At 55.4% G+C, this 22,710-nt stretch carries 21 protein-coding genes; 14 read left to right on the top strand and 7 right to left on the bottom strand.

The genetic code is table 11. From position 1 onward, the window contains the following. Positions 1-35 precede the first annotated feature (35 nt). The 4 genes from rluB to OQV00_RS15375 all read left to right on the top strand — a co-directional run bounded on the left by rluB (position 36) and on the right by OQV00_RS15375 (position 5,826). On the top strand, positions 36-917 hold the full coding sequence (rluB, locus tag OQV00_RS15390; RefSeq protein WP_004861010.1) for a 23S rRNA pseudouridine(2605) synthase RluB: 882 nt from the start codon (positions 36-38) through the stop codon (positions 915-917). Between the two features lie 180 nt (positions 918-1,097). Next, a complete protein-coding gene (locus OQV00_RS15385) occupies positions 1,098-2,459 on the top strand; it encodes an MFS transporter (RefSeq protein ID WP_266278938.1) in 1,362 nt (453 codons plus the stop codon). Between the two features lie 16 nt (positions 2,460-2,475). Continuing rightward, complete coding sequence (locus tag OQV00_RS15380) at positions 2,476-4,827, top strand: beta-glucosidase (RefSeq protein ID WP_015584570.1); 2,352 nt, start codon at positions 2,476-2,478, stop codon at positions 4,825-4,827. Positions 4,828-4,851: 24 nt separating this feature from the next. Beyond that, the gene (locus OQV00_RS15375; RefSeq protein ID WP_015584569.1) at positions 4,852-5,826 is read left to right on the top strand and encodes a helix-turn-helix transcriptional regulator; all 975 of its coding nucleotides are present in this window, start codon (positions 4,852-4,854) and stop codon (positions 5,824-5,826) included. Here the strand turns inward: OQV00_RS15375 and cobO are convergent. Together cobO and OQV00_RS15365 are read right to left on the bottom strand one after the other, a co-directional pair. Further along, on the bottom strand, positions 5,798-6,388 hold the full coding sequence (gene cobO / locus OQV00_RS15370; protein WP_004861019.1) for a cob(I)yrinic acid a,c-diamide adenosyltransferase: 591 nt from the start codon (positions 6,386-6,388) through the stop codon (positions 5,798-5,800). The two genes, OQV00_RS15375 and cobO, sit on opposite strands and share 29 nt — an antisense overlap. Beyond that, positions 6,385-7,146: a YciK family oxidoreductase gene (locus OQV00_RS15365; protein ID WP_004861022.1), complete on the bottom strand. Its 762-nt coding sequence runs from the start codon at positions 7,144-7,146 to the stop codon at positions 6,385-6,387. The genes cobO and OQV00_RS15365 overlap by 4 nt, the downstream gene beginning before the upstream one ends. Positions 7,147-7,400: 254 nt before the next feature. On the opposite strand from OQV00_RS15365, the gene sohB reads away from it, so the two are divergent. Then, positions 7,401-8,447, top strand: a complete 1,047-nt coding sequence (sohB, locus tag OQV00_RS15360) for a protease SohB (protein ID WP_015584568.1) — start codon at positions 7,401-7,403, stop codon at positions 8,445-8,447. Positions 8,448-8,541: 94 nt separating this feature from the next. On the opposite strand, the gene OQV00_RS15355 is transcribed toward sohB, so the two are convergent. Then, positions 8,542-8,793, bottom strand: a complete 252-nt coding sequence (locus tag OQV00_RS15355) for a YciN family protein (RefSeq protein ID WP_004861030.1) — start codon at positions 8,791-8,793, stop codon at positions 8,542-8,544. A 413-nt stretch (positions 8,794-9,206) separates the two neighbouring features. Between OQV00_RS15355 and topA the strand changes: the two genes are divergently transcribed. The 4 genes from topA to acnA all read left to right on the top strand — a co-directional run bounded on the left by topA (position 9,207) and on the right by acnA (position 16,582). Then, positions 9,207-11,804: a type I DNA topoisomerase gene (gene topA, locus OQV00_RS15350; RefSeq protein WP_004861033.1), complete on the top strand. Its 2,598-nt coding sequence runs from the start codon at positions 9,207-9,209 to the stop codon at positions 11,802-11,804. A gap of 327 nt (positions 11,805-12,131) precedes the next feature. Then, positions 12,132-13,106, top strand: coding sequence for an HTH-type transcriptional regulator CysB (gene cysB, locus OQV00_RS15345; RefSeq protein WP_004861036.1), 975 nt, complete (start codon positions 12,132-12,134; stop codon positions 13,104-13,106). A 244-nt stretch (positions 13,107-13,350) separates the two neighbouring features. Beyond that, a complete protein-coding gene (locus tag OQV00_RS15340) occupies positions 13,351-13,518 on the top strand; it encodes a YmiA family putative membrane protein (protein WP_004861039.1) in 168 nt (55 codons plus the stop codon). 391 nt (positions 13,519-13,909) lie between these two features. Continuing rightward, positions 13,910-16,582: an aconitate hydratase AcnA gene (acnA, locus tag OQV00_RS15335; RefSeq protein ID WP_128320957.1), complete on the top strand. Its 2,673-nt coding sequence runs from the start codon at positions 13,910-13,912 to the stop codon at positions 16,580-16,582. A 43-nt stretch (positions 16,583-16,625) separates the two neighbouring features. Here the strand turns inward: acnA and ribA are convergent, their stop codons facing one another. Further along, positions 16,626-17,216, bottom strand: coding sequence for a GTP cyclohydrolase II (ribA, locus tag OQV00_RS15330; RefSeq protein ID WP_266278933.1), 591 nt, complete (start codon positions 17,214-17,216; stop codon positions 16,626-16,628). A 163-nt stretch (positions 17,217-17,379) separates the two neighbouring features. Between ribA and pgpB the strand changes: the two genes are divergently transcribed. The 5 genes from pgpB to yciH all read left to right on the top strand — a co-directional run bounded on the left by pgpB (position 17,380) and on the right by yciH (position 21,021). Continuing rightward, the gene (gene pgpB, locus OQV00_RS15325; protein ID WP_004861047.1) at positions 17,380-18,147 is read left to right on the top strand and encodes a phosphatidylglycerophosphatase B; all 768 of its coding nucleotides are present in this window, start codon (positions 17,380-17,382) and stop codon (positions 18,145-18,147) included. Between the two features lie 135 nt (positions 18,148-18,282). Then, positions 18,283-18,591: a LapA family protein gene (locus OQV00_RS15320; RefSeq protein WP_004861050.1), complete on the top strand. Its 309-nt coding sequence runs from the start codon at positions 18,283-18,285 to the stop codon at positions 18,589-18,591. A 6-nt stretch (positions 18,592-18,597) separates the two neighbouring features. Next, positions 18,598-19,767, top strand: a complete 1,170-nt coding sequence (gene lapB / locus OQV00_RS15315; protein ID WP_004861056.1) for a lipopolysaccharide assembly protein LapB — start codon at positions 18,598-18,600, stop codon at positions 19,765-19,767. Positions 19,768-19,957: 190 nt separating this feature from the next. After that, positions 19,958-20,695: an orotidine-5'-phosphate decarboxylase gene (gene pyrF, locus OQV00_RS15310; protein WP_004861062.1), complete on the top strand. Its 738-nt coding sequence runs from the start codon at positions 19,958-19,960 to the stop codon at positions 20,693-20,695. After that, positions 20,695-21,021, top strand: a complete 327-nt coding sequence (gene yciH / locus OQV00_RS15305) for a stress response translation initiation inhibitor YciH (RefSeq protein WP_266278931.1) — start codon at positions 20,695-20,697, stop codon at positions 21,019-21,021. The genes pyrF and yciH overlap by 1 nt, the downstream gene beginning before the upstream one ends. Positions 21,022-21,128: 107 nt before the next feature. On the opposite strand, the gene osmB is transcribed toward yciH, so the two are convergent. The 3 genes from osmB to OQV00_RS15290 form a co-directional block, all read right to left on the bottom strand. After that, positions 21,129-21,347, bottom strand: coding sequence for an osmotically-inducible lipoprotein OsmB (osmB, locus tag OQV00_RS15300; RefSeq protein WP_015584565.1), 219 nt, complete (start codon positions 21,345-21,347; stop codon positions 21,129-21,131). Positions 21,348-21,651: 304 nt separating this feature from the next. Beyond that, the gene (gene yciT, locus OQV00_RS15295; RefSeq protein ID WP_004861071.1) at positions 21,652-22,401 is read right to left on the bottom strand and encodes a DNA-binding transcriptional regulator YciT; all 750 of its coding nucleotides are present in this window, start codon (positions 22,399-22,401) and stop codon (positions 21,652-21,654) included. Between the two features lie 72 nt (positions 22,402-22,473). Further along, complete coding sequence (locus OQV00_RS15290; RefSeq protein WP_004861074.1) at positions 22,474-22,656, bottom strand: YciZ family protein; 183 nt, start codon at positions 22,654-22,656, stop codon at positions 22,474-22,476. Positions 22,657-22,710: the final 54 nt, after the last annotated feature.

Below are 22,710 nucleotides of genomic sequence, written 5' to 3'. Positions count from 1 at the left end.
AGACGCCTGGGAAGGCGACACCTTAAGGAAGCTCAATGAGCGAGAAATTACAGAAAGTGCTGGCCCGCGCTGGCCACGGCTCCCGCCGTGAAATTGAATCTAAAATCGAAGCTGGCCGGGTCAGCGTCGATGGTAAAGTCGCCACCCTCGGCGATCGTGTAGAAGTGGTTCCTGGTTTAAAAATTCGTATCGATGGTCATCTGATTTCGGTGAAAGAGTCCGCTGAGCAGATTTGCCGCGTCCTGGCCTATTACAAGCCGGAAGGCGAACTCTGTACGCGTAACGATCCTGAAGGTCGCCCGACGGTGTTTGACCGTTTGCCGAAACTGCGCGGCGCGCGCTGGATTGCGGTGGGGCGTCTGGACGTCAACACCTGCGGTCTGCTGCTGTTCACGACCGATGGCGAACTGGCAAACCGTCTGATGCACCCGAGCCGCGAAGTGGAACGTGAGTACGCCGTGCGTGTATTCGGTCAGGTTGATGACGACAAACTGCGTCAGCTGTCGCGCGGCGTGCAGCTGGAAGATGGCCCGGCGGCGTTTAAAACGATTAAGTTTGCCGGTGGCGAAGGGATTAACCAGTGGTACAACGTCACGCTGACCGAAGGGCGCAACCGTGAAGTGCGCCGCCTGTGGGAAGCGGTTGGCGTGCAGGTCAGTCGCCTGATTCGCGTTCGCTACGGCGATATTCCGCTGCCGAAAGGCCTGCCGCGCGGTGGTTATACCGAGCTGGATCTGGCGCAAACCAACTACCTGCGTGAGCTGGTTGAGCTGCCTGCAGAAACCACCTCGAAAGTCGCGGTAGAGAAAGATCGCCGCCGTATGAAGGCGAATCAGATTCGTCGCGCGGTGAAACGCCATTCTCAGGTGGGGAACAGCAACAACCGCCGTTCGGGCGGAAGTCGTAGCAACGGCTAATCTGATTAAATCCGGCGGGCACCCGCCGGATTTCTCTGCGCTACCCTCCTTGCATGTGATTCCTTTCACACTTCTGCATAAAGACAAAAAACAGGAAACGCCCGGACAAATAACGCAAAGTACGGTTTCTGCTATCGCCATATACTGTCGACACTGATTACAAAAACAGGTAGCCAAAAAATGGATACAGCAGGAAAGTTATCGGCAAGCTATGTCGTTATCGGCGTGAAAGAGAAAATAGGTTACGGCTTTGGTGACTTTGCTTCCAATTTATCTTTCGGTTTTGTCTCTCTGTTCTTACTGTTTTTTTATACTAATATTTACGGCATCAGTGCGGTGCAGGCCAGTCTGATATTTGTTATAGCCCGGGTTATTGATGCCATTTTTAATATTCTGATCGGTTTTGCTATTGATAAAACGCACAGTCGGTATGGCAAACTACGTCCCTGGTTATTATATGGAGCAATACCTTTAGGGTTTTTAACGGTGTTGTGTTTTGTCCCCTTTGGCGGTGAGGCGAAATTTTACTTTGCGCTGATCTCTTATACGCTCTATTGCCTGGCGTATACCTCGGTCAATACCCCCTATTCGGCGCTAACTAATCGTCTGACGCAACATGAAGCCTCTCGTTCATCGCTGTCGGTATACCGGTTTGTGCTGGCGATTGTCGGTTATCTCATTGTTTCAACCACCGCTGATATGCTGATCTCGCCCTTTACGGATAAGCAATCAGGGTATGTCTTCGCGGTCTCTTGCTTTGCGCTGCTGGCAACCTTTTTGTTCCTCGCCTGTTTCGGCATGACCCGTGAACGGGTGGGCGAAGAGGAGGAGACTCCGGCGCCATCGCTGCGGGAAATGCTGCGGGCGGTGATGGGCAATGCGCCGCTGCTTAATTTATCGCTGTTCACCGTGTTCTTCTATATTGCCTATACCGTGTGGATGGCGATTGCGATCTATTTTATTAAGTACATTATCGGTAGTGAAGGCTATACCGCCACCTTTTTCCTGATTCAGTCAGGGGCCTATATTGTCGGTACCGTTATTTCAGAAAAAGCGATAGCGCTGATGGGCAAAAAGAGAATGACGCTGGTGGCACTGCTGATCGGTACGTTGGGGGTGCTGATGCAATATTTTGTTGCCGGGCATAACCTGTGGCTGATTATGACCGGGGTGTGTCTCTACAGTATTACGCTGGGGATGGGATTTGTCGCTATGTGGTCAATGATTGCAGATACCGTGGAATATGCCGAGTGGCATCATGGTGTGCGTACAGAAGGCGCAATTTATGGTTTTTTCAACTTTATTACCAAAATTGCGATGGCGATCGGCGGCGGCTGTGCGGGCTGGATGCTGGACTACTATCAATATGATGCCGGCAATATTAGCGCCAGCGCAATTAACGGGATTAATATTCTGATGACGTTATTCCCAGGCGCAATGTTTGCCATCAGCACGATATTTGTCGGATGTTACTCGCTGGATGAAAAAACGTATCGCGAGATTGTTCAGAAAATTAGCCTGCGTAAACAGAATGCGCTTTAACCTCAGGGAGCCAGAGATGAATACCGAATTGAATACCCTTATCGCGGCGATGACCGCAGAAGAGAAAGTTGCGCTGTTGACCGGGAGCGGGCTGTGGCGGACGGCATCCCTGCCACAGCACGGCATCGCTGATATCGTGATGACCGACGGTACCTACGGCGTGCGCTACAGCAGCGCGCAGATCGACGGCGACGAAAAATGGAGTATGGACGACTTTATCTCGGTGATCACGCAGACCGCCGACCGGGTCAACGGGGAAGAACCCGCGGCAAAGGGCGGCAGCGAAGCGCTGTTCAGTCCGTCGTTGCCGGCGACCTGTTTTCCCAACGGATCCAGCCTGGCCTGCTGCTGGGATGTCGATCTGGTGTATCAGATGGGGCAGGCGCTGGGGCGTGAATGCCAGCAAATGGGCGTAGGGATTCTGCTGGGGCCGGGAATCAATATTCGCCGTACGCCGCTGGCCGGACGAGGCTACGAATACTATGCTGAGGACCCGGTAGTCAGCGGGGATATTGCCGCAGCGCTAATCAACGGTCTGCAGCAGGAAGGGGTTGGCGCCAGTCTGAAACACTTTGCGGCGAATAATTCCGAATACCGGCGCACCGAAATGGATTCGATCATCGACGAACGGGCGCTACGCGAAATCTATCTGGCCGGTTTTCAGCGGGCCATCGCCAAATCCCGGCCGTGGACGGTGATGTCCTCCTATAACCGGCTTAATGGCGTGCAGACATCGCAGGATCCTTTTTTACTCACTCAGGTATTACGCGATGAGTGGGGCTACGATGGAGTGGTGATGTCCGACTGGTATGGCATTAAGGACCGGCCGGCATCCCTGCTGGCGGGGAACGATCTGGCCATGCCGGAAACCCGCCGCGATAAGCAGACGCTGCTGGCGGCGATTCACGCCGGTGAAGTGCCGATGGCGGTAGTCGATCGCGCCTGTCTGCGGATGTTGACGCTGCTGGATAAGGTTCAGCGCCATCGTCGTCCGCAGACGCAGGCCGATTTCCCGGCGCATCACGCGCTGGCGCAGCAGCTGGCGGCGGAATCTATCGTTCTGCTGAAGAATGACGATAACCTGCTGCCGCTGCGGGCGGAATGTACCCGCCGGATTGCCGTTCTCGGCAAACCGGCGCAGGAGCCGGTGATTCAGGGATCGGGCTGCGCGACCACGGTACCCTGGCTGCTGGATCGCCCGCTCGATGAAATTTTTGACCTCGCCGGGGATGAGTTCAGCGTCTCCTGGGCCATTGGCGCCCCGGACGACCTGCGCAGCGATCCGCAGGCGCTGGCAGAAGCGCGAGCGGTGGCTCAGGCGGCGGACGTGGCGATTATCTTTGTCAGTACCGCCGTCGGCGAAGACGGTGAAAACGGCGATCGTCAGGATCTGAATATTCTGGCGGTACATGAGCAGCTGATTCGGGAAGTGGCAACGGTTCAACCCAATATCGTGGTGGTGCTGGCGAACAGCGATGCGGTGGTGATGCCCTGGCTTTCCGAATGTAAAGCGCTGCTGGAAACCTTCTTCGCCGGGCAGGGGATGGGCCGCGCCGTGGCCGAGATTCTGTTCGGTAAACGTAATCCCTGCGGCAAGCTCACGGTCACCGTACCTGAGACCCTTGAAGAGACGCCCGCCTGGCTGCATTATCCCGGGGAAAACCTGCGTCATCATTACGGAGAAGGGCTGTTTGTCGGCTATCGCTATTATGATAAACGCCGCATGACGCCGCGGTTTCCGTTTGGGTTCGGCCTGAGCTACACCCGCTTTGCCTGGCGCGATATCCAGCTTTCGGCGTCGCGCGTCGGGCCCGATGAGACCCTCACCGTCTCTTTCGAACTGACCAACTGCGGCGAGTGCGAAGGCAAAGAGATTGTGCAGCTGTACGTCAGCGCGCCGGTCGGGGAGTTGATTCGTGAAGAGCAGGCGCTGAAAGGGTTCTGTAAAGTGTCGCTCGCTGCCGGAGAAACTCGCCGCGTCACGCTCCAGCTGCCTGTCGCTGAGCTTGCCTGCTATCATCCCGGGCTGGCGGATTGGGTGGTAACGCCCGGGCGCTGGCAGATTCGCCTGGGGAGCTCCTCTCGCGATCTGGCGCTGAGTGCCCAGGTCGAGGTGGACTGTCCGCCGCGCTATGTTCCGCTACGTGATGATAACTCGTTGCAGCAGTTAATCCAGCAGCCGGAGGCGTTCGCGCGGGTGGTGGCGCTGATTGCCCGTAAGAGCCAGCGGCCGCCGGCGCAAATCCGCGAACGGCTGATCCAACTGGCGCCGGACCTGTTCTGCGGGCTGCTGATCGCGCTGACCGAGTTTTTAGCGCTTGATATTGACCGCGATGAGCTGAATGCCGCGCTTAAAGGGACGGAATAATCGTCCCGCGACAGGAGATGATGCGTGTTTCCATTTTCCGTGACACATCCACGTTCGGCGACAGAGACCGGGCGGCATACGGCGAACAGCGGCTATGAGCTGATTGCCTTTGATGCTGAAAAGCTCAATGTTTTTGCGGCCGAGGTACGCTACTGCGAACCTCACTGGCACCCGGCACCAGAGCTTATCACCGTTCTGAGCGGGCGGTTTTCTATTGTCGTCGGCCAGCAAAGCGTGGAGATGGTTGAGGGAGACATGCTCTACATCAACGCCGAGGCGGTGCACTCGCTGCGTGCGGAAGTGGCGGGGAGTTCGCTGGTGACCGTCCAGTTTTCCCCCGGTTTGTTCGATGAGCTGCACCCGGCGCCGGTTCTGACCTGGTGTACCCGGGGGCGCAGCCAGAGCGCGGCAGACCGACAGGTCCTGCAGTGCCTTTGCGACCTGCTCGCTCAGCTGATTGATAACCGCGCGCCGTTCCAGCGTATCGCGATGACCTATTTGCTGCTCGATGCGCTGGTACAGGCCGGAGAACCGGCCACCCAGGTGGAGAGTTCACTGCGCGAAGAGGCGATGATCAAGAAAGGGATCGATTTTATTAATCAGCACTTCGACCAGCCGCTGACCCTGAGCGAGGTAGCGAATCATAGCGGTATGAGCTATTCGTGGTTTTCGCGCCTGTTCAAAAAGGTCAGCCGGCATAATTTCAAAGAGTATCTCACCCTGGTCCGGCTGAATAAGGCGAGAACGCTACTGCGCGATACCCGCACGCCAATTACCGAAATCAGCCACAGCTGCGGCTTCCAGGAACATAAGTACCTGATTGCCGCCTTCAATAAATACTGTGGTCTGACGCCGACGGAATACCGTAAGCGCTTTGTTTCGCGGCAGAACATGATTGAAAGCGCGCTGGCGTTGGGAGAGGACTGCCTGTGTCTGCCGCTGAATCATGCGCTGCTGGCGCGGCTGACGCTTAGTAATCAATCCCCATCTGGGCTTTGATACCGGCATCGAATGCGTGCTTAACCGGCCGCAGTTCGCTGACGGTATCGGCCAGCTCGATGATCTCCCGGTGGCAGCCGCGCCCGGTGATAATCACCGTCTGCTGTAGCGGGCGATTGCGCAGTGCGGTGAGAACCGTCTCGAGCGGCAAATAGTCGTACGCCACCATATAAGTCAGCTCATCCAGCAGCACCATATCCAGGGATTCGTCGGCCAGCATCCGCTGCGCGTGCTGCCAGACGGCAAGGCAGGCCGCCGTATCGCTTTCACGATCCTGGGTATTCCAGGTAAATCCGGTGGCCATCACCTGAAACTCGACGCCGTGCGGCTCCAGCAGGTTACGCTCGCCGTTGGGCCAGGTGCCTTTGATAAACTGGATGACGCCCGCTTTTTTCCCATGTCCGATAGCGCGGGTGACGGTACCAAAACCGGCCGTCGTTTTGCCTTTTCCGTTACCGGTGAACACGATAACAATACCGCGTTCTTCCTGCGCTGCCGCCACGCGGGCATCAACTTTGTCTTTTACCCGCTGCTGGCGTTCACGGTAGCGTTCATCACTCATTGTGCAATTCCTGGTTTACGCCCTGGCTGGGCATCGAAGGTCATTCCCGTCTTGCGACGGCTGTCATCGCCCATCAGCCATAAATAAACCGGCATAATATCGGCGGGGGTTTTGAGCTTTTGCGGATCTTCCGTCGGGAAAGCGTTAGCGCGCATTTTGGTGCGCGTTCCGCCTGGATTGATACAGTTAACCCGCAGATGACGGCTCTGGTACTCTTCGGCCAGCACCTGCATCATCCCTTCCGTGGCAAACTTGGAGGCCGCATAGGCGCCCCAGTTGGCGCGTCCCTGGCGGCCGACGCTGGAAGAGGTGAAGACCAGCGACCCCGACTCCGACTTGAGTAATAAAGGAAGCAGTGCCTGGGTCAGCATAAAGGTGCCGTTGACGTTGACCTGCATCACCTGCTGCCAGACTTCCGGCTTTTGCCGATCCATCGGACAGACATCGCCGAGCAAACCGGCATTGTGCAGTACGCCATCGAGGCGCGGGTAGTGGACGCCGATCTGCTGCGCCAGCTGCTGGCACTCCTGCGGCGTGCAGGTTAACAGATCCAGCGTGAACCAACGTGCCGGAAGCCCGCCGGCCTGGTCTATTTCTTGCGCCACGCTGCGCAGTTTCTCTTCGTTACGTCCGACCAGCACCACGCTTGCGCTGTAGCGAGAATAGGTCAATGCGGCTTCGCGGCCAATACCGTCGCTGGCGCCGGTCACCAGGATAATGCGATCTTTTAATAAATGATGCTGCGGTTGATAGTGCACGGCGACTCCTTAGGCAATCTGCTGACGATCGCGCGTTGTATTCGGTCTCATACTTTTGCGTTTTATGCCTGAAACAGCCGGGCATTGCAATCAGCGAAAGGGAAACTCTTTGCGGAATGAACATCTTGCAACGATTTCATCGTCGCTGAAAAAAACGGGAAGGGGCCTCGCGCACCACACAAAGCGCAGAGACTTCGTCACGCAGGCTGATGTACACTGTGCTTCAACGTCAGTGGTTTGCACAAGGTGAATACGTGGAATTACTTGCTCAATATGGCCTGTTTTTGGCCAAAATCGCGACCGTTGTCGTCGCCATTGCGGTTATTACCGCCCTCATCGTTAACCTGACCCAGCGGAAGAAACAGCGCGGGGAACTGCGGGTAACCAATCTCAGCGAGCAATACAAAGAGATGCGAGAAGAGCTGGCGGTTGCGCTGCTTGATGGTCCGCAGCAAAAGGTGTGGCACAAAGCGCAAAAGAAAAAGCACAAACAGGAGGCGAAAGCGGCCAGGGCGCGGGCTAAGCTCGGGTCTACGGAGCCAAACAGCAAGCCGCGTGCCTGGGTGCTGGATTTCAAAGGCAGTATGGACGCCCACGAAGTCGCCAGCCTGCGCGAAGAGATCACCGCGGTTCTGGCGGCGGTAAAACCGCGCGATCAGGTGATCCTCCGTCTGGAAAGCCCCGGCGGTGTGGTTCACGGCTACGGCCTCGCGGCATCACAGCTGCAGCGGCTGCGTGATAAGCAAATTCCCTTAACCGTAGCGGTGGATAAAGTCGCGGCCAGCGGCGGTTACATGATGGCCTGCGTGGCGAACAAAATAGTGGCTGCGCCGTTCGCCATCCTGGGCTCTATCGGCGTGGTTGCGCAGATCCCTAACCTGCATCGCTTCCTGAAGAACAAAGATATCGATATCGAACTGCATACCGCCGGGCAGTACAAACGCACCTTAACGATGCTGGGTGAGAATACTGACGAAGGCCGGCGTAAGTTCCGTGAAGACCTGAATGAGACTCACCAGTTGTTCAAAGATTTTGTCCACGAGATGCGGCCGTCGCTGGATATTGAGGCCGTTGCAACTGGTGAACACTGGTACGGAGTTCAGGCGCTGGAGAAAGGGCTGGTGGACCTGGTGGAAACCAGTGACGAACTGCTTCTGGGGCTGATCGACAATCACGATGTGATCGGCGTTCGTTACCAGCAGCGTAAAAAAATGCTCGACCGTTTTACCGGCAGCGCCGCCGAAAGCGCCGACCGTCTGCTGCTACGCTGGTGGCAGCGAGGGGAAAAGCCGCTGATGTAATCAGCGTACGTGAACAAAACAACGCGAGGCAACTGCCTCGCGTTGGCGTTTTATGCCCGATAAATAATTTATGCCCGCTAAATAATAAGAGGGCTTAATCGGTCAGATGGTATTTCTCTGACAGCGCGTGCGCGAGGTATTTGAACATATTGAATACCGCCGTACTCTTCGCCGTTGGCAGGCCTTGCTCATCAAGATAAAACTCGCCGCTGAATACCAGCACGCCGTTACGCTGAGCGACGTCGGTAGCTTCGATCCCGGCTAGCGTATCTTCATGTTCACGAATGAGTTTGTTGGCTATTTCAAGCAGCGACTGGCGATCGATAGGTTGGGTTGTACCTTGCATAAGTGACTCCTGTGATTCTTCGTCCGCTAGTTTACGCCGCGCGGCGAGATGGGGCAAATTTTCCATTCAGAGTACAGGGTTAATGGCAAAGCTCTAAGAAACATGACTTTACTGGCGGGATTTGCTTTTGCATGCTAATAAAGTTGCGTAACGAATTTTATCAGGTACAGTGTGACGCTTTCGGCGATCTGGCAACAGATTTGCTTGACATTCGGCCAAAAATTCTTCGTGCTATGTCACCTGACGAGCAAAAGTCAGTAAACTCAGCTATCTGGTTTTATGGATGTGAAACTGGACGTGCAAAGGGTTGATATCCATCGACGGCGTCGCAACATTTGACGTACGTCGTCAGCGGATGGTGAATCAAAATGTGCGATGTATTCCTGGATGAATCAAATTAGGTAAAGGTGAATATGGGTAAAGCTCTCGTTATCGTTGAGTCCCCGGCAAAAGCCAAAACGATCAATAAGTATCTGGGTAATGACTACGTGGTGAAATCCAGCGTGGGTCATATCCGCGATTTGCCGACCAGTGGCTCAGCTTCCAAAAAGAGCGCCGACTCTACCTCCACCAAAGGGGCTAAAAAGCCTAAAAAGGATGAACGTAGCGCTCTGGTCAATCGTATGGGTGTAGACCCATGGCATGACTGGGATGCTCAGTATGAAGTACTTCCGGGTAAAGAAAAGGTAGTTTCAGAACTCAAGCAGTTGGCGGAAAAAGCCGACCACATCTATCTCGCAACCGACCTTGACCGCGAAGGGGAAGCCATTGCATGGCACCTGCGGGAAGTGATCGGTGGAGATGAAAAACGCTATAGCCGCGTGGTGTTCAACGAAATCACCAAAAATGCGATCCGTCAGGCTTTTGACAAGCCGGGCGAGCTGAATATCGATCGTGTTAACGCCCAGCAGGCGCGTCGCTTTATGGACCGCGTCGTGGGCTACATGGTTTCCCCGCTGCTGTGGAAAAAAATTGCCCGCGGTCTGTCCGCAGGCCGCGTTCAGTCGGTTGCTGTACGCCTGGTCGTGGAACGTGAACGCGAAATTAAAGCGTTCGTGCCGGAAGAGTTCTGGGAAATCGACGCCAGCACTACCACGCCGGGCGGCGATGCTCTGCCGCTGCAGGTGACGCATAAGCACGACAAGCCGTTCCGTCCGGTTAACCGCGATGAAACTATGGCTGCCGTTGCGCTGCTGGAGAAAGCCAGCTACAGCGTGCTGGAGCGTGAAGACAAACCGACCAGCAGCAAGCCTGGCGCGCCGTTTATTACCTCGACCTTGCAGCAGGCAGCCAGCACTCGCCTGGGCTTTGGGGTGAAGAAAACCATGATGATGGCGCAGCGCCTCTATGAGGCCGGCTACATCACCTATATGCGTACCGATTCAACGAACCTGAGCCAGGATGCGCTGAGCATGGTTCGCGGCTATATCGGCGATAACTTTGGCAAAAAATATCTGCCAGAGAACGCCAACCAGTACGCCAGCAAAGAAAACTCACAGGAAGCGCACGAAGCGATTCGTCCTTCTGACGTGAACGTGATGGCCGAAGATCTTAAAGGGATGGAAGCCGACGCGCTGAAACTGTATCAGCTGATCTGGCGCCAGTTCGTCGCCTGTCAGATGACGCCGGCGCAGTACGATTCCACCACGCTGACCGTCAAAGCCGGCGACTTTAAACTCAAAGCGCGCGGCCGTACCCTGCGGTTTGACGGCTGGACCAAAGTGATGCCGGCGCTGCGTAAAGGCGATGAAGATCGGACGTTACCGGTCGTCAACCAGGGCGAGAGCCTGAGCCTGGTCGAACTGACTCCGGCACAGCACTTTACCAAACCGCCTGCGCGCTTTAGCGAAGCCTCGCTGGTCAAAGAGCTGGAAAAACGGGGTATCGGCCGGCCGTCTACCTATGCGTCGATCATTTCGACCATTCAGGATCGCGGCTACGTGCGGGTGGAAAACCGCCGCTTCTACGCCGAGAAAATGGGTGAGATTGTCACCGATCGCCTGGAAGAGAACTTCCGCGATCTGATGAACTACGATTTTACCGCGCAAATGGAAGATCGCCTCGATCAGGTGGCGAATCATCAGGCCGAGTGGCGTCAGGTACTGGACCACTTCTTCGGTGACTTCACGACTCAGCTGGAAACGGCGGAGAAGGATCCGGAAGAGGGCGGCATGCAGCCGAACCCGATGGTGCTGACCAGCATCGACTGTCCGACCTGCGGTCGCCAGATGGGGATTCGCACGGCCAGCACCGGGGTATTCCTGGGCTGTTCAGGCTATGCGCTGCCGCCGAAAGAACGCTGCAAGACCACCATTAACCTGGTGCCGGAAAACGAAGTGCTCAACGTGCTGGAAGGCGACGATGCCGAAACCAACGCGCTGCGTGCCAAGCGTCGTTGCCAGAAGTGCGGCACGGCGATGGACAGCTACCTTATCGATCCTAAGCGCAAGCTGCACGTATGTGGTAACAACCCGACCTGCGACGGCTATGAGATCGAAGAGGGCGAGTTCCGCATCAAGGGTTACGACGGCCCGGTGGTTGAGTGTGAAAAATGTGGTTCTGAAATGCACCTGAAAATGGGGCGTTTTGGTAAGTACATGGCCTGCACCAACGACGAATGTAAGAATACGCGAAAAATTCTGCGTAACGGCGAAGTCGCTCCGCCGAAGGAAGATCCGGTTCCGTTACCGGAGCTGCCGTGTGAGAAGTCGGACGCCTTTTTCGTCCTGCGTGATGGTGCGGCAGGTGTTTTCCTTGCGGCAAACACCTTCCCGAAATCGCGTGAAACTCGTGCGCCGCTGGTGGAAGAGCTGTACCGCTTCCGCGATCGCCTGCCGGAGAAACTGCGTTATCTGGCCGACGCGCCGCAGCAGGATCCCGAGGGTAACAAAACGCTGGTGCGTTTTAGCCGTAAAACGAAGCAGCAGTACGTCGCGTCAGAGAAAGATGGCAAAGCGACCGGTTGGTCCGCCTTCTATATCGACGGTAAATGGACTGAAGCGAAGAAGTAAGCGTAGTACTCTCTGTGAAGGGCCGCGATGCGGCCCTTTTTCTCACTGATTTCCCTGCCTTATTCGCCATTCTTTGACGCCGGACGGCGGCCTTATAACCAGCTTATTATTTTTCGTTAGTATCTATACACTGTAGATATAAATGATATAGTGGTTATAGCTAATCTCTTTTTTATTATTAAATCGTCTTATACATCATCGTGTTCAGGATGCTTTGTGGCGCCATAACGGCGAGTCGCAGGGACGGCAAACGCGCAGCTTGCCGACAGGCGGCCTGAACGTAAAATGTATGAACGAATTCATTTTACGCGTTAACGGATATCAGCCATGAAACTACAGCAGCTCCGCTACATCGTTGAGGTTGTTAATCATAATCTGAATGTCTCCTCGACTGCCGAAGGCCTGTATACCTCACAGCCCGGTATCAGCAAGCAGGTACGCATGCTGGAAGATGAGCTCGGTATTCAGATTTTCGCCCGTAGCGGCAAACATTTAACTCAGGTGACGCCGGCGGGCCAGGAGATCATCCGCATCGCCCGCGAAGTCCTGTCGAAGGTCGATGCGATTAAGTCGGTCGCAGGGGAACATACCTGGCCCGACAAAGGCTCGCTGTATGTGGCCACCACCCATACTCAGGCCCGCTATGCGCTGCCCGGGGTGATAAAAGGTTTTATTGAGCGCTACCCGCGCGTCTCTTTGCATATGCATCAGGGATCGCCGACGCAAATTGCGGAAGCGGTGTCAAAGGGGAATGCTGATTTCGCCATCGCCACCGAAGCGCTGCATCTCTATGATGATCTGGTCATGCTGCCGTGCTATCACTGGAACCGCTCGATTGTCGTGACGCCTGAACATCCGCTGGCCTCCCGTGGTTCGGTGACGATTGAAGAGCTGGCGCAGTACCCGCTGGTCACCTATACCTTTGGCTTTACCGGCCGCTCCGAGCTGGATACCGCCTTTAACCGCGCCGGGCTGACGCCGCGTATCGTCTTCACCGCCACCGATGCTGACGTTATCAAAACCTACGTCCGTCTTGGCCTTGGCGTTGGGGTTATTGCCAGCATGGCGGTGGATCCGGTCTCCGATCCTGACCTGGTGAAACTTGATGCTAACGGTATTTTCAGCCACAGCACCACGAAGATAGGTTTCCGCCGTAGCACCTTCCTTCGCAGCTATATGTATGATTTTATTCAGCGTTTTGCGCCGCATTTGACGCGAGATGTGGTGGATACCGCGGTGGCTTTGCGTTCGAATGAAGATATTGAGGCAATGTTCAAAGATATTAAACTACCGGAAAAGTGATTCAACCAACAATCTGGCATCCCTGTCGGGGATGCCAATACTTATAATGGCCCCGAATTAAATTTGTAAACCTCGCCTGAATCACAAAAATCGTTATTTCTATTAACACGATTGCAAATATACCCGCTCCGATCAAAATAATAGTTAAAGATAATATCCAGGGGGAAGAATTCACTGGATTAATTCATTAGCTATAATTAAGCTTTAACTGTACCTGATAATTTTAGCGATTGGTGGTGATAAAATGATTAGTGATATCGATTATATGAAGTTGGCGATGTCACAGGAAAGTGACAAAACGGAGATTGATCCTGTGTTGAGGAGCCGCGCCTGGAGTGCCGTGCTCGTTGGGCTGGCGATGTTCTGGAGTATCATCGCGCTCGTAGTCTGTAACGTTTGGATCATCAGCTGAGCGTACATTTTCTGGATGGCTGTATGTGTCATTTTTATGACGGCGAAATCGTGAGAAATTATTTAAGCTAATAACCCGCGGTGACAAGGAGGATATATTTCGCGACACTTTGTGTATAAACAAACATCCCTTCCTGTGAACTAATCGTCAATTAACTGGCGATTAGTTCTTTCTGTACTCATGTACTCGTACAGTTATCCTGCTGCCTGTTCCCCTCTATCAAATTCATTCGATATTTTCTCGTATAATCATTCAGATTTTTTGCTTTAAAACATTTAACCGATTTTAGCAATTTGGGTTGTTATCAAAGTGTTATGCCTGGTATGTGTTATCTTTAATATTAACCCTGAGGAGGATCAGGGCATGCCATCCCTGTGATAAAGGAGGAGCTATGTCGTCAACCCTACGAGCAGCCAGTAAGGATACGCTACAGGTCAAAGATAAAACCTACCACTACTACAGCTTACCGCTGGCCGCTAAAGAACTGGGCGATCTGACCCGTTTGCCCAAATCGCTTAAAGTCCTGCTGGAGAATCTGCTGCGCTGGCAGGACGGTGACTCGGTCACCGCCGAAGATATTCATGCGCTGGCAGGCTGGCTTGAACATGCTCATGCTGACCGGGAAATTGCCTATCGTCCGGCGCGCGTGCTGATGCAGGATTTTACCGGCGTGCCCGCGGTGGTGGATCTTGCGGCAATGCGTGAGGCGGTCAAACGGCTGGGAGGCGATACGGCGAAGGTTAACCCGCTGTCGCCGGTGGACCTGGTTATCGACCATTCGGTCACCGTCGATCGCTTCGGCAATGACGATGCGTTTGAGGAAAACGTGCGTCTTGAGATGGAACGTAACCACGAGCGCTACGTTTTCCTGCGCTGGGGACAGCAGGCGTTCAGCCGCTTCAGCGTCGTGCCGCCGGGTACCGGTATTTGCCACCAGGTTAACCTCGAATACCTTGGCAAAGCGGTCTGGAGTGAAGAGCAAAACGGCGAATGGGTTGCCTGGCCCGACACGCTGGTCGGTACCGATTCGCATACCACGATGATCAACGGCCTGGGCGTACTGGGCTGGGGCGTCGGCGGCATTGAGGCGGAAGCCGCGATGCTGGGCCAGCCGGTCTCGATGCTGATCCCGGATGTGGTGGGCTTTAAACTGAGCGGTAAACTCCGCGAAGGCATTACCGCCACCGATCTCGTGCTCACCGTCACCCAGATGCTGCGGCAGCACGGCGTCGTGGGTAAGTTTGTTGAGTTTTACGGCGATGGCCTGGATTCGCTCCCGCTGGCCGACCGCGCGACCATCGCCAATATGTCGCCTGAGTACGGTGCTACCTGCGGCTTCTTCCCGATTGATGCGGTAACCCTCAGCTATATGCGTCTGAGCGGCCGCAGCGATGAACAGGTGGCGCTGGTGGAGGCCTATGCCAAAGCGCAGGGAATGTGGCGTCAGACGGGCGATGAGCCGGTCTTTACCAGTACGCTGGCGTTAGATATGGGAACTGTCGAAGCGAGTCTCGCCGGGCCAAAACGGCCGCAGGATCGCGTTGCGCTGGGGGATGTCCCGAAAGCCTTTGCCGCCAGCAGCGAGCTGGAGGTCAACCTGACGCAAAAACAGCGCCAGCCGGTCGACTATACGCTGAACGGGCATCGCTATTCGCTACCCGACGGCGCGGTGGCGATTGCCGCCATCACCTCCTGCACCAACACCTCTAACCCCAGCGTGCTCATGGCCGCCGGTCTGCTGGCCAAAAAAGCGGTTGAGCTGGGCCTGAAGCCGCAACCGTGGGTCAAAGCCTCTCTGGCGCCAGGATCTAAAGTGGTGTCCGATTATCTGGCCCACGCCGGGCTGACGCCGTATCTCGATGCGCTGGGGTTCAACCTGGTCGGGTACGGGTGTACCACCTGTATCGGTAACTCCGGCCCGCTGCCGGAACCGATCGAAGAGGCGATCAAGAAAGGGGATTTAACCGTCGGCGCGGTGCTGTCCGGTAACCGTAACTTCGAAGGGCGTATTCATCCGCTGGTGAAAACCAACTGGCTGGCATCACCGCCGCTGGTGGTGGCCTACGCCCTGGCCGGGAACATGAACGTCAATCTGACCCGCGATCCGCTTGGCACCGGCAAAAATGGTCAGCCGGTCTATCTGAAGGATATCTGGCCGAGCGGTCTTGAGATCGCCCAGGCGGTTGAGCAGGTCACGACCGAGATGTTCCACAAAGAGTACGCGGAGGTATTTGAAGGAACGCCTGAATGGAAAGCCATTCACGTCGATCGCTCCGATACTTACGACTGGCAGGAGGATTCGACCTATATCCGTCTGTCGCCATTCTTTGACCAGATGGAGGTTCAGCCTGAGCCGGTGGAAGATATTCACGGCGCGCGTATTCTGGCGATGCTCGGCGATTCGGTCACCACGGACCACATCTCTCCGGCCGGGAGTATCAAGCAGGACAGCCCGGCCGGACGCTATTTGCAGGAACACGGCGTCGCGCGCGCTGATTTTAACTCCTACGGTTCCCGCCGCGGCAACCATGAAGTGATGATGCGCGGGACCTTTGCCAACATCCGTATTCGCAACGAAATGGTGCCGGGCGTGGAAGGTGGGATGACCCGGCACCTGCCGGGCAGCGAGCCGATAGCGATTTATGACGCGGCAATGCGCTATAAAAATGAGGGGATCCCGCTGGCGGTGGTGGCCGGGAAAGAGTACGGCTCAGGCTCCAGCCGCGACTGGGCGGCGAAAGGCCCGCGGTTGCTGGGCGTGCGGGTGGTGATCGCCGAATCATTCGAGCGTATCCACCGTTCCAACCTGATCGGGATGGGGATCCTGCCGCTGGAGTTCCCGCAGGGCGTCACGCGTAAAACGCTGGGGCTGAACGGGGAAGAGCGGATAGATATCAGCAACCTGCAGGCCTTGCAGCCTGGCGCAACGGTTGCGGTGACCCTGACGCGGGCGAATGGTAAACAAGAGGTGATCCTCTGCCGTTGTCGCATCGATACCGCCACCGAACTGACCTACTATCAGAATGACGGTATTCTGCATTATGTGATCCGCAACATGCTGTAAAAAAAAGGGCCAGCAAGCGCTGGCCCTTCATTTTTCTGCCGATTTATTTATTCAACAGATGCCCCATTTTGGCGGCCTTGGTGTCCAGATAGTGGGCGTTTTTCGGGTTGCGCCCGACAATCAGCGGCACGCGCTCAACGATATTAATCCCGGCTTCGCTGAGAATTTCCACTTTTTTCGGGTTGTTGGTCAGCAGACGCACCTGGTCGACGTGGAGCAGTTTGAACATATCTGCGCACAGCGTAAAGTCGCGCTCGTCTGCCGCAAAGCCCAGCTGATGGTTGGCTTCCACGGTGTCATAGCCCTGGTCCTGCAAGGCATAGGCGCGAATTTTATTCAGCAGGCCAATGTTGCGGCCTTCCTGACGATGGTACAACAGGATACCGCGCCCCTTTTCGGCAATATGCGACAGCGCCGCTTCGAGCTGAAAACCGCAATCACAACGCAGACTAAAAAGGGCGTCGCCCGTTAAGCACTCAGAATGTACGCGTGCAAGGACGGGGGACTGGCCCGAAATGTCGCCGAAGACCAGCGCGACATGATCCTGCCCGGTTGCCAGTTCTTCAAATCCCACCATCAGGAAATCGCCCCAGGGGGTTGGCAGTTTGGCTTCTGCCACACGTTTAAGCTGCATGTGATTCTCCAGATTCTGTCAGCACCTGAATGTGCTTTCTGTTTGGCGCTATTTTGCCACAGTGGCGCGACGTTCTCCTAATTACGCACGGCTGCCTGCGCGTAAAGCGCACAAACGTACCACTTTCCGTTATGATAGTCGGAAGAAGAGATAAGGAGATAAGATGCTGTCGATCGCCAGACGAACCGCCATCGGTGCGGCATTGCTTATGATTATGCCCGGGGTGGTGTGGGTATCCGGCTGGAAGTGGCAGCCAGACCTTCCGCAAGCATGGTTAAAACTGCTCTACTGGGTGACTGAAAGCGTGACCCAGCCGTGGGGCATCATCACCCATACGGTTTTATGCGGCTGGTTTCTGTGGTGTCTGCGTTTTCGTCTGCGCGCCGCCGTGATGCTGTTTGTGATTCTGGGGGCGGCGATTCTGCTGGGGCAGGGCATAAAGTCCTGGATCAAAGAGCAGGTTCAGGAGCCGCGTCCTTTTGTGGTTTGGCTGGAAAAGAGCCGGCAGGTGCCTGTCGATCAATTCTACGCGTTAAAACGCAAAGAACGCGCTAAACTGGTGCATGAGCAGCTGGCGCAAGAGCAGGATATTCCTCGCTTCCTGCGCAAGCACTGGCAGAAAGAGACCGGTTTTGCTTTTCCGTCCGGGCACACGATGTTTGCAGCCAGCTGGGCATTGCTGGGTGTCGGACTGCTGTGGCCGCGGCGACGCTGGGTCACCATCGCCGCGCTGCTGACGTGGGCGACGGCCGTGATGGGCAGCCGGCTGGCGCTTGGCATGCACTGGCCGCAAGATTTGCTGGTCGCCACGCTTATCTCCTGGCTGCTGGTGACGCTGGCCACCTGGCTCACCCAGCGGCTGTGCGGCCCGCTGACGCCGCCGGGAGAAGAGGCGCAGGAGATTAAGACACGGACGATAAATCAGGGATAACGTTGATTTTCGCGCCTGACGGACGCATATCCTGACAGGGTGTCATGCTTTTCCATTTCACCGCTGCAGCGAAAATGATACTTTATAGGGCTGAACGCGGGATTTTTTCGCTCAACCCACAAAACGGGAAGTAGTGTGAAATATTTACTGATTTTCTTACTGGTATTAGCCATCTTCGTCATCTCCGTGACGTTAGGTGCACAGAATGATCAACTGGTCACGTTCAACTATTTGCTCGCGCAGGGTGAATTCCGTATTTCGACGTTGCTGGCAGTGCTCTTTGCCGCAGGGTTTGCTATTGGCTGGCTGATTTGCGGCCTTTTCTGGCTGCGGGTTCGCGTTTCTCTGGTTCGCGCTGAACGTAAAATAAAGCGTCTTGAACATCAGATTGCGCCAACCAACGCCGCGCCGGCCGACGCAGGTGTTCCTGCGGTGAAGGAATAATCATTTATGCTGGAGTTGTTGTTTCTGCTTTTGCCCGTTGCCGCTGCTTACGGATGGTATATGGGGCGCAGAAGTGCACAACAGTCCAAACAGGACGACGCTAACCGCCTGTCGCGTGACTACGTGACCGGGGTGAACTTCCTGCTGAGCAACCAGCAGGATAAAGCGGTGGATCTGTTCCTCGACATGCTGAAAGAGGATACCGGTACCGTTGAGGCCCACCTGACGCTGGGAAACCTGTTCCGCTCCCGTGGCGAGGTTGACCGGGCTATCCGTATTCACCAGAGCCTGATGGAAAGCGCCTCGCTGACCTACGATCAGCGGCTGCTGGCCGTGCAGCAGCTGGGGCGCGACTACATGGCCGCCGGTCTCTACGATCGCGCGGAAGATATGTTCAAGCAGCTGGTGGATGAAACCGATTTTCGCCTCAGCGCGCTGCAGCAGCTGCTGCAAATTTATCAGGCCACCAGCGACTGGCAGTCCGCCATTGATGTTGCCGAGCGTTTAGTGAAGCTGGGCAAAGAAAAACACCGGGGCGATATTGCCAACTTCTGGTGCGAGCTCGCGCTGCAGCAGATGGCGAACAGCGATATGGATAAAGCGATGTCGCTGCTGAAAAAAGGGGCCTCGGCTGACCGCAACAGCGCCCGCGTGTCGATTATGATGGGTCGGGTATGGATGGAAAAGGGCGATTACGCGAAAGCGGTAGAGAGCCTGGAACGGGTCATCAATCAGGATAAAGAGCTGGTGGGTGAAACGCTCGAGATGCTGCAGACCTGCTATCAGCAGCTGGGTAAACCCGATGAATGGGAGCTCTTCCTGCGCCGCTGCGTCGATGAAAACACCGGGGCAACCGCGGAGCTGATGCTGGCGCAAATTCTCGAACAGCGCGAAGGCGTGGAGGCTGCGCAGAGCTATGTTACCCGTCAGCTGGAGCGTCATCCGACGATGCGGGTCTTCCATAAGCTGATGGACTACCACCTTAATGAAGCCGAAGAGGGGCGCGCGAAGGAGAGCCTTGGCGTTCTGCGCAATATGGTGGGGGAGCAGGTCCGCAGTAAACCGCGCTACCGCTGTCAAAAGTGCGGCTTCACCGCCCACACTCTGTACTGGCACTGCCCGTCCTGCCGTTCGTGGTCAACGATTAAACCGATCCGCGGCCTCGACGGACAATAGTTTTTAAAACATCGCATTTTAGTTACAACATACTTATCAGTTTTTAGCATTTGCCCGCTTTAACGCCAGCGCTGCCATCGTCCGCCAGGCGGTAAAAGCAGCCTGTCAATTTCCCTTCATCGCAGGTAGAATGCTGCCCGTTTACCTTTTTTGCGCCAAAACGGCGCCCATCAACAATTAAGGTCTGGTCATGACGTCTACTGCTTCATCTTCGCCTCGCGTTGTCACATCCTCTCCCGTTGTTGTTGCGCTCGATTATGATAACCGCGACAAAGCGCTGGCCTTTGTTGACCGCATTGATCCACGCGACTGCCGCCTGAAGGTGGGCAAGGAGATGTTTACGCTGCTCGGGCCACAGTTTGTTCGCGACTTGCATCAGCGTGGTTTTGAGGTCTTCCTTGACCTGAAATTTCATGATATCCCGAACACCACCGCGCGGGCGGTAGCCGCTGCGGCAGAGCTGGGTGTCTGGATGGTCAATGTTCATGCCTCTGGCGGTGCGCGAATGATGACCGCGGCACGTGAAGCGTTGCTCCCGTTTGGCCAGGATGCGCCGCTGTTGATTGCCGTGACCGTCCTGACCAGCATGGAAGCCAGCGATCTCCAGGATCTGGGTATTACGCTTTCTCCCGCCGATCATGCGGCAAAACTGGCGGCATTAACGCAGCGCTGCGGACTGGACGGCGTGGTCTGTTCTGCGCAGGAAGCGGCTCGCTTCAAGCAGGAGCTGGGGCAGGCCTTTAAGCTGGTGACGCCCGGCATCCGCCCGCAGGGCAGCGATGCCGGAGACCAGCGCCGCATCATGACGCCGGAACAGGCGCAGGCAGCTGGCGTAGACTACATGGTGATTGGTCGTCCGGTGACTCAGTCTGCGGATCCGGCGGCGACCTTACGCAGTATCAATGCGTCACTGAATAAGGGGGCATAATGACCGATTCTAATAGTCGTCTGGTGTACTCGACGGAAAGCGGCCGTATTGACGAACCCAGGGCGGTGATTGAGCGGCCTAAAGGCGATGGCGTGGTGCGCATTCAGCGTCAGACCAGCGGCCGCAAGGGGAAGGGCGTATGTCTGATCGCCGGTATTGACCTGGATGATGATGCGCTGACAAAACTGGCCGCTGAGCTGAAAAAGAAGTGCGGCTGCGGCGGGTCGGTGAAAGATGGCGTGATTGAAATTCAGGGCGATAAGCGCGATTTGCTCAAATCACTGCTGGAAGCCAAAGGCATGAAAGTTAAGCTGGCCGGCGGTTAATAAACAACAAGGCCACGGTAAATGCCGTGGCCTTGATTCTTTGCCGGTGCGTAAGTCTGTAAGTCTACCGATGCGGATTATTTTTTATCGTTGATCCGGTTCAGGCCTTATTTACCAACCTGGTGACCGATAATCCCGCCAACCGCTGCGCCGCCCAGGGTCCCCAGCGCGCTGCCATCGGTTAATACTGCGCCGCCGAGTGCGCCCGCGCCTGCACCGATTGCGGTATTACGATCGCGTTTAGACCAGTTGGAACATGCGCTCAGAGACATTACTACGGTAACGGCCAGCACAGCTGCAGCCATTTTTTTGCTCATTGAAGTCATCATAATTTTCTCCTGAATAATCTATTCATGGATACAACTTCCTTAAAGCATAGCGTGATGCCGGGTTTTAAGGGCTATTCCATGAAACTTAAGTTGCGCAGGTGTTACTTTAATCACGCGGGTGATAGTCACTTCCTGTTATATCGCTAACATTAATTCTACTTTTTTTAAATTTTACCGGCAGGTAAAAACTCTTAATTGCGGGCTCGGAAAACTCTCAGACAGGGAGTCATGCGGTCTGCGCCCACATGAGTGGGCGGCGGGGGAAGAAAAACGCTGGGCGAAAAAGAGAGTCGGGATGAGTTCAGGAAAAACTGACAATATCGACGGTGAGCCCGCTTTCAGTCAGCTGCTGGCGCGCATCATCGTGCAGACTGCTGTCGGTAATGATGCGGCTAAAACGCGCTACCGGACCGAGCGGATAAGGGTGCACGACGCTGAACTTCGAACTGTCGCTCAGGACAATCGCCTCACAGCCCTTTTCAAGGACGGCATTGACTACATCCGCACGCATCATATCCTTGCCGGTAAACCCGGTTTCCGGCTGCCAGCCATCGATGCCAATAAACGCTTTGCTGAAGTGGACCTGCTGAATAAACTGCCGCGTGAGCGGACCGACCATACTTTCGCTGCGCTTCTGGTAGATTCCACCGAGCAGAATGACCTCCCCGGGCGTCTCTTTAAGCAGATGCGCAATATAGCTGCTCACGGTGATGATGGTAATATCGCCGCGCTCGGCAAGCGTACGGGCGAGGAGGGCGTTGCAGCTGCCGTTTTCGATAAATACCGTCTCACCGGCGTTGACCAGCTCCGCGGCGCGCGTAGCCAGTTCACGTTTGATCGAGAAATGGGTCATCATACGGGTTTCGACATCTTCGCTATCCAGCGGTACGGCGAAACCATGAGTCCGGCGTAGATAGCTCTGCTTTTCCAGTAAATTCAAATCCTGACGAATCGTGACTTCAGAGACACCGGTCATTTTCGCGAGATCGGCCACGCTCATGCGGCCTTTATCGATGACCGTTTGCAAAATACTTTGTTGTCGGGCGTTCATAGCAACATCACAGTTAGGGGACTATTTTGGCTGACAATCGACATCATTGATCGATTGTGGCGATGTGGGCGATCAGATTTCCCAGGGCGCTTTAGGTTGGCCGGGTTTCGCTTCAGGCTCATCGGCAGAAAGCGCCTGAAGCTCCGCTTTGAGGATCTCCAGATTATGAATCGCAGAGTGATAATCTCCGGCAACCAGAATATCCAGCACGGTATCGATACGTTGGGCGAGCAGGCGGGCATTCAGATCAGACATAGCATTATCCTGGTTACAAAAACGAATGAAATCAATGATGCTAAAAACAGATGA

The sequence above is a fragment of the Klebsiella sp. DY2415 genome, from assembly GCF_026314315.1.
Taxonomy (GTDB): Bacteria; Pseudomonadota; Gammaproteobacteria; order Enterobacterales; family Enterobacteriaceae; genus Klebsiella; species Klebsiella ornithinolytica.
Note: the sequence above shows the minus strand (reverse complement) of the source record. Positions and strands in the feature narration are given on the sequence as shown.

Excerpts from the sequence above, each read along its gene's own strand:
- rluB (WP_004861010.1), top strand. The coding sequence starts at position 36 with ATGAGCGAGAAATTACAGAAAGTGCTGGCCCGCGCTGGCCACGGCTCC.
- OQV00_RS15385 (WP_266278938.1), top strand. The coding sequence starts at position 1,098 with ATGGATACAGCAGGAAAGTTATCGGCAAGCTATGTCGTTATCGGCGTG.
- OQV00_RS15380 (WP_015584570.1), top strand. The coding sequence starts at position 2,476 with ATGAATACCGAATTGAATACCCTTATCGCGGCGATGACCGCAGAAGAG.
- cobO (WP_004861019.1), bottom strand. The coding sequence starts at position 6,388 with ATGAGTGATGAACGCTACCGTGAACGCCAGCAGCGGGTAAAAGACAAA.
- OQV00_RS15355 (WP_004861030.1), bottom strand. The coding sequence starts at position 8,793 with ATGCAAGGTACAACCCAACCTATCGATCGCCAGTCGCTGCTTGAAATA.
- topA (WP_004861033.1), top strand. The coding sequence starts at position 9,207 with ATGGGTAAAGCTCTCGTTATCGTTGAGTCCCCGGCAAAAGCCAAAACG.
- cysB (WP_004861036.1), top strand. The coding sequence starts at position 12,132 with ATGAAACTACAGCAGCTCCGCTACATCGTTGAGGTTGTTAATCATAAT.
- OQV00_RS15340 (WP_004861039.1), top strand. The coding sequence starts at position 13,351 with ATGATTAGTGATATCGATTATATGAAGTTGGCGATGTCACAGGAAAGT.
- acnA (WP_128320957.1), top strand. The coding sequence starts at position 13,910 with ATGTCGTCAACCCTACGAGCAGCCAGTAAGGATACGCTACAGGTCAAA.
- ribA (WP_266278933.1), bottom strand. The coding sequence starts at position 17,216 with ATGCAGCTTAAACGTGTGGCAGAAGCCAAACTGCCAACCCCCTGGGGC.
- pgpB (WP_004861047.1), top strand. The coding sequence starts at position 17,380 with ATGCTGTCGATCGCCAGACGAACCGCCATCGGTGCGGCATTGCTTATG.
- lapB (WP_004861056.1), top strand. The coding sequence starts at position 18,598 with ATGCTGGAGTTGTTGTTTCTGCTTTTGCCCGTTGCCGCTGCTTACGGA.
- pyrF (WP_004861062.1), top strand. The coding sequence starts at position 19,958 with ATGACGTCTACTGCTTCATCTTCGCCTCGCGTTGTCACATCCTCTCCC.
- yciH (WP_266278931.1), top strand. The coding sequence starts at position 20,695 with ATGACCGATTCTAATAGTCGTCTGGTGTACTCGACGGAAAGCGGCCGT.
- osmB (WP_015584565.1), bottom strand. The coding sequence starts at position 21,347 with ATGACTTCAATGAGCAAAAAAATGGCTGCAGCTGTGCTGGCCGTTACC.
- yciT (WP_004861071.1), bottom strand. The coding sequence starts at position 22,401 with ATGAACGCCCGACAACAAAGTATTTTGCAAACGGTCATCGATAAAGGC.
- OQV00_RS15290 (WP_004861074.1), bottom strand. The coding sequence starts at position 22,656 with ATGTCTGATCTGAATGCCCGCCTGCTCGCCCAACGTATCGATACCGTG.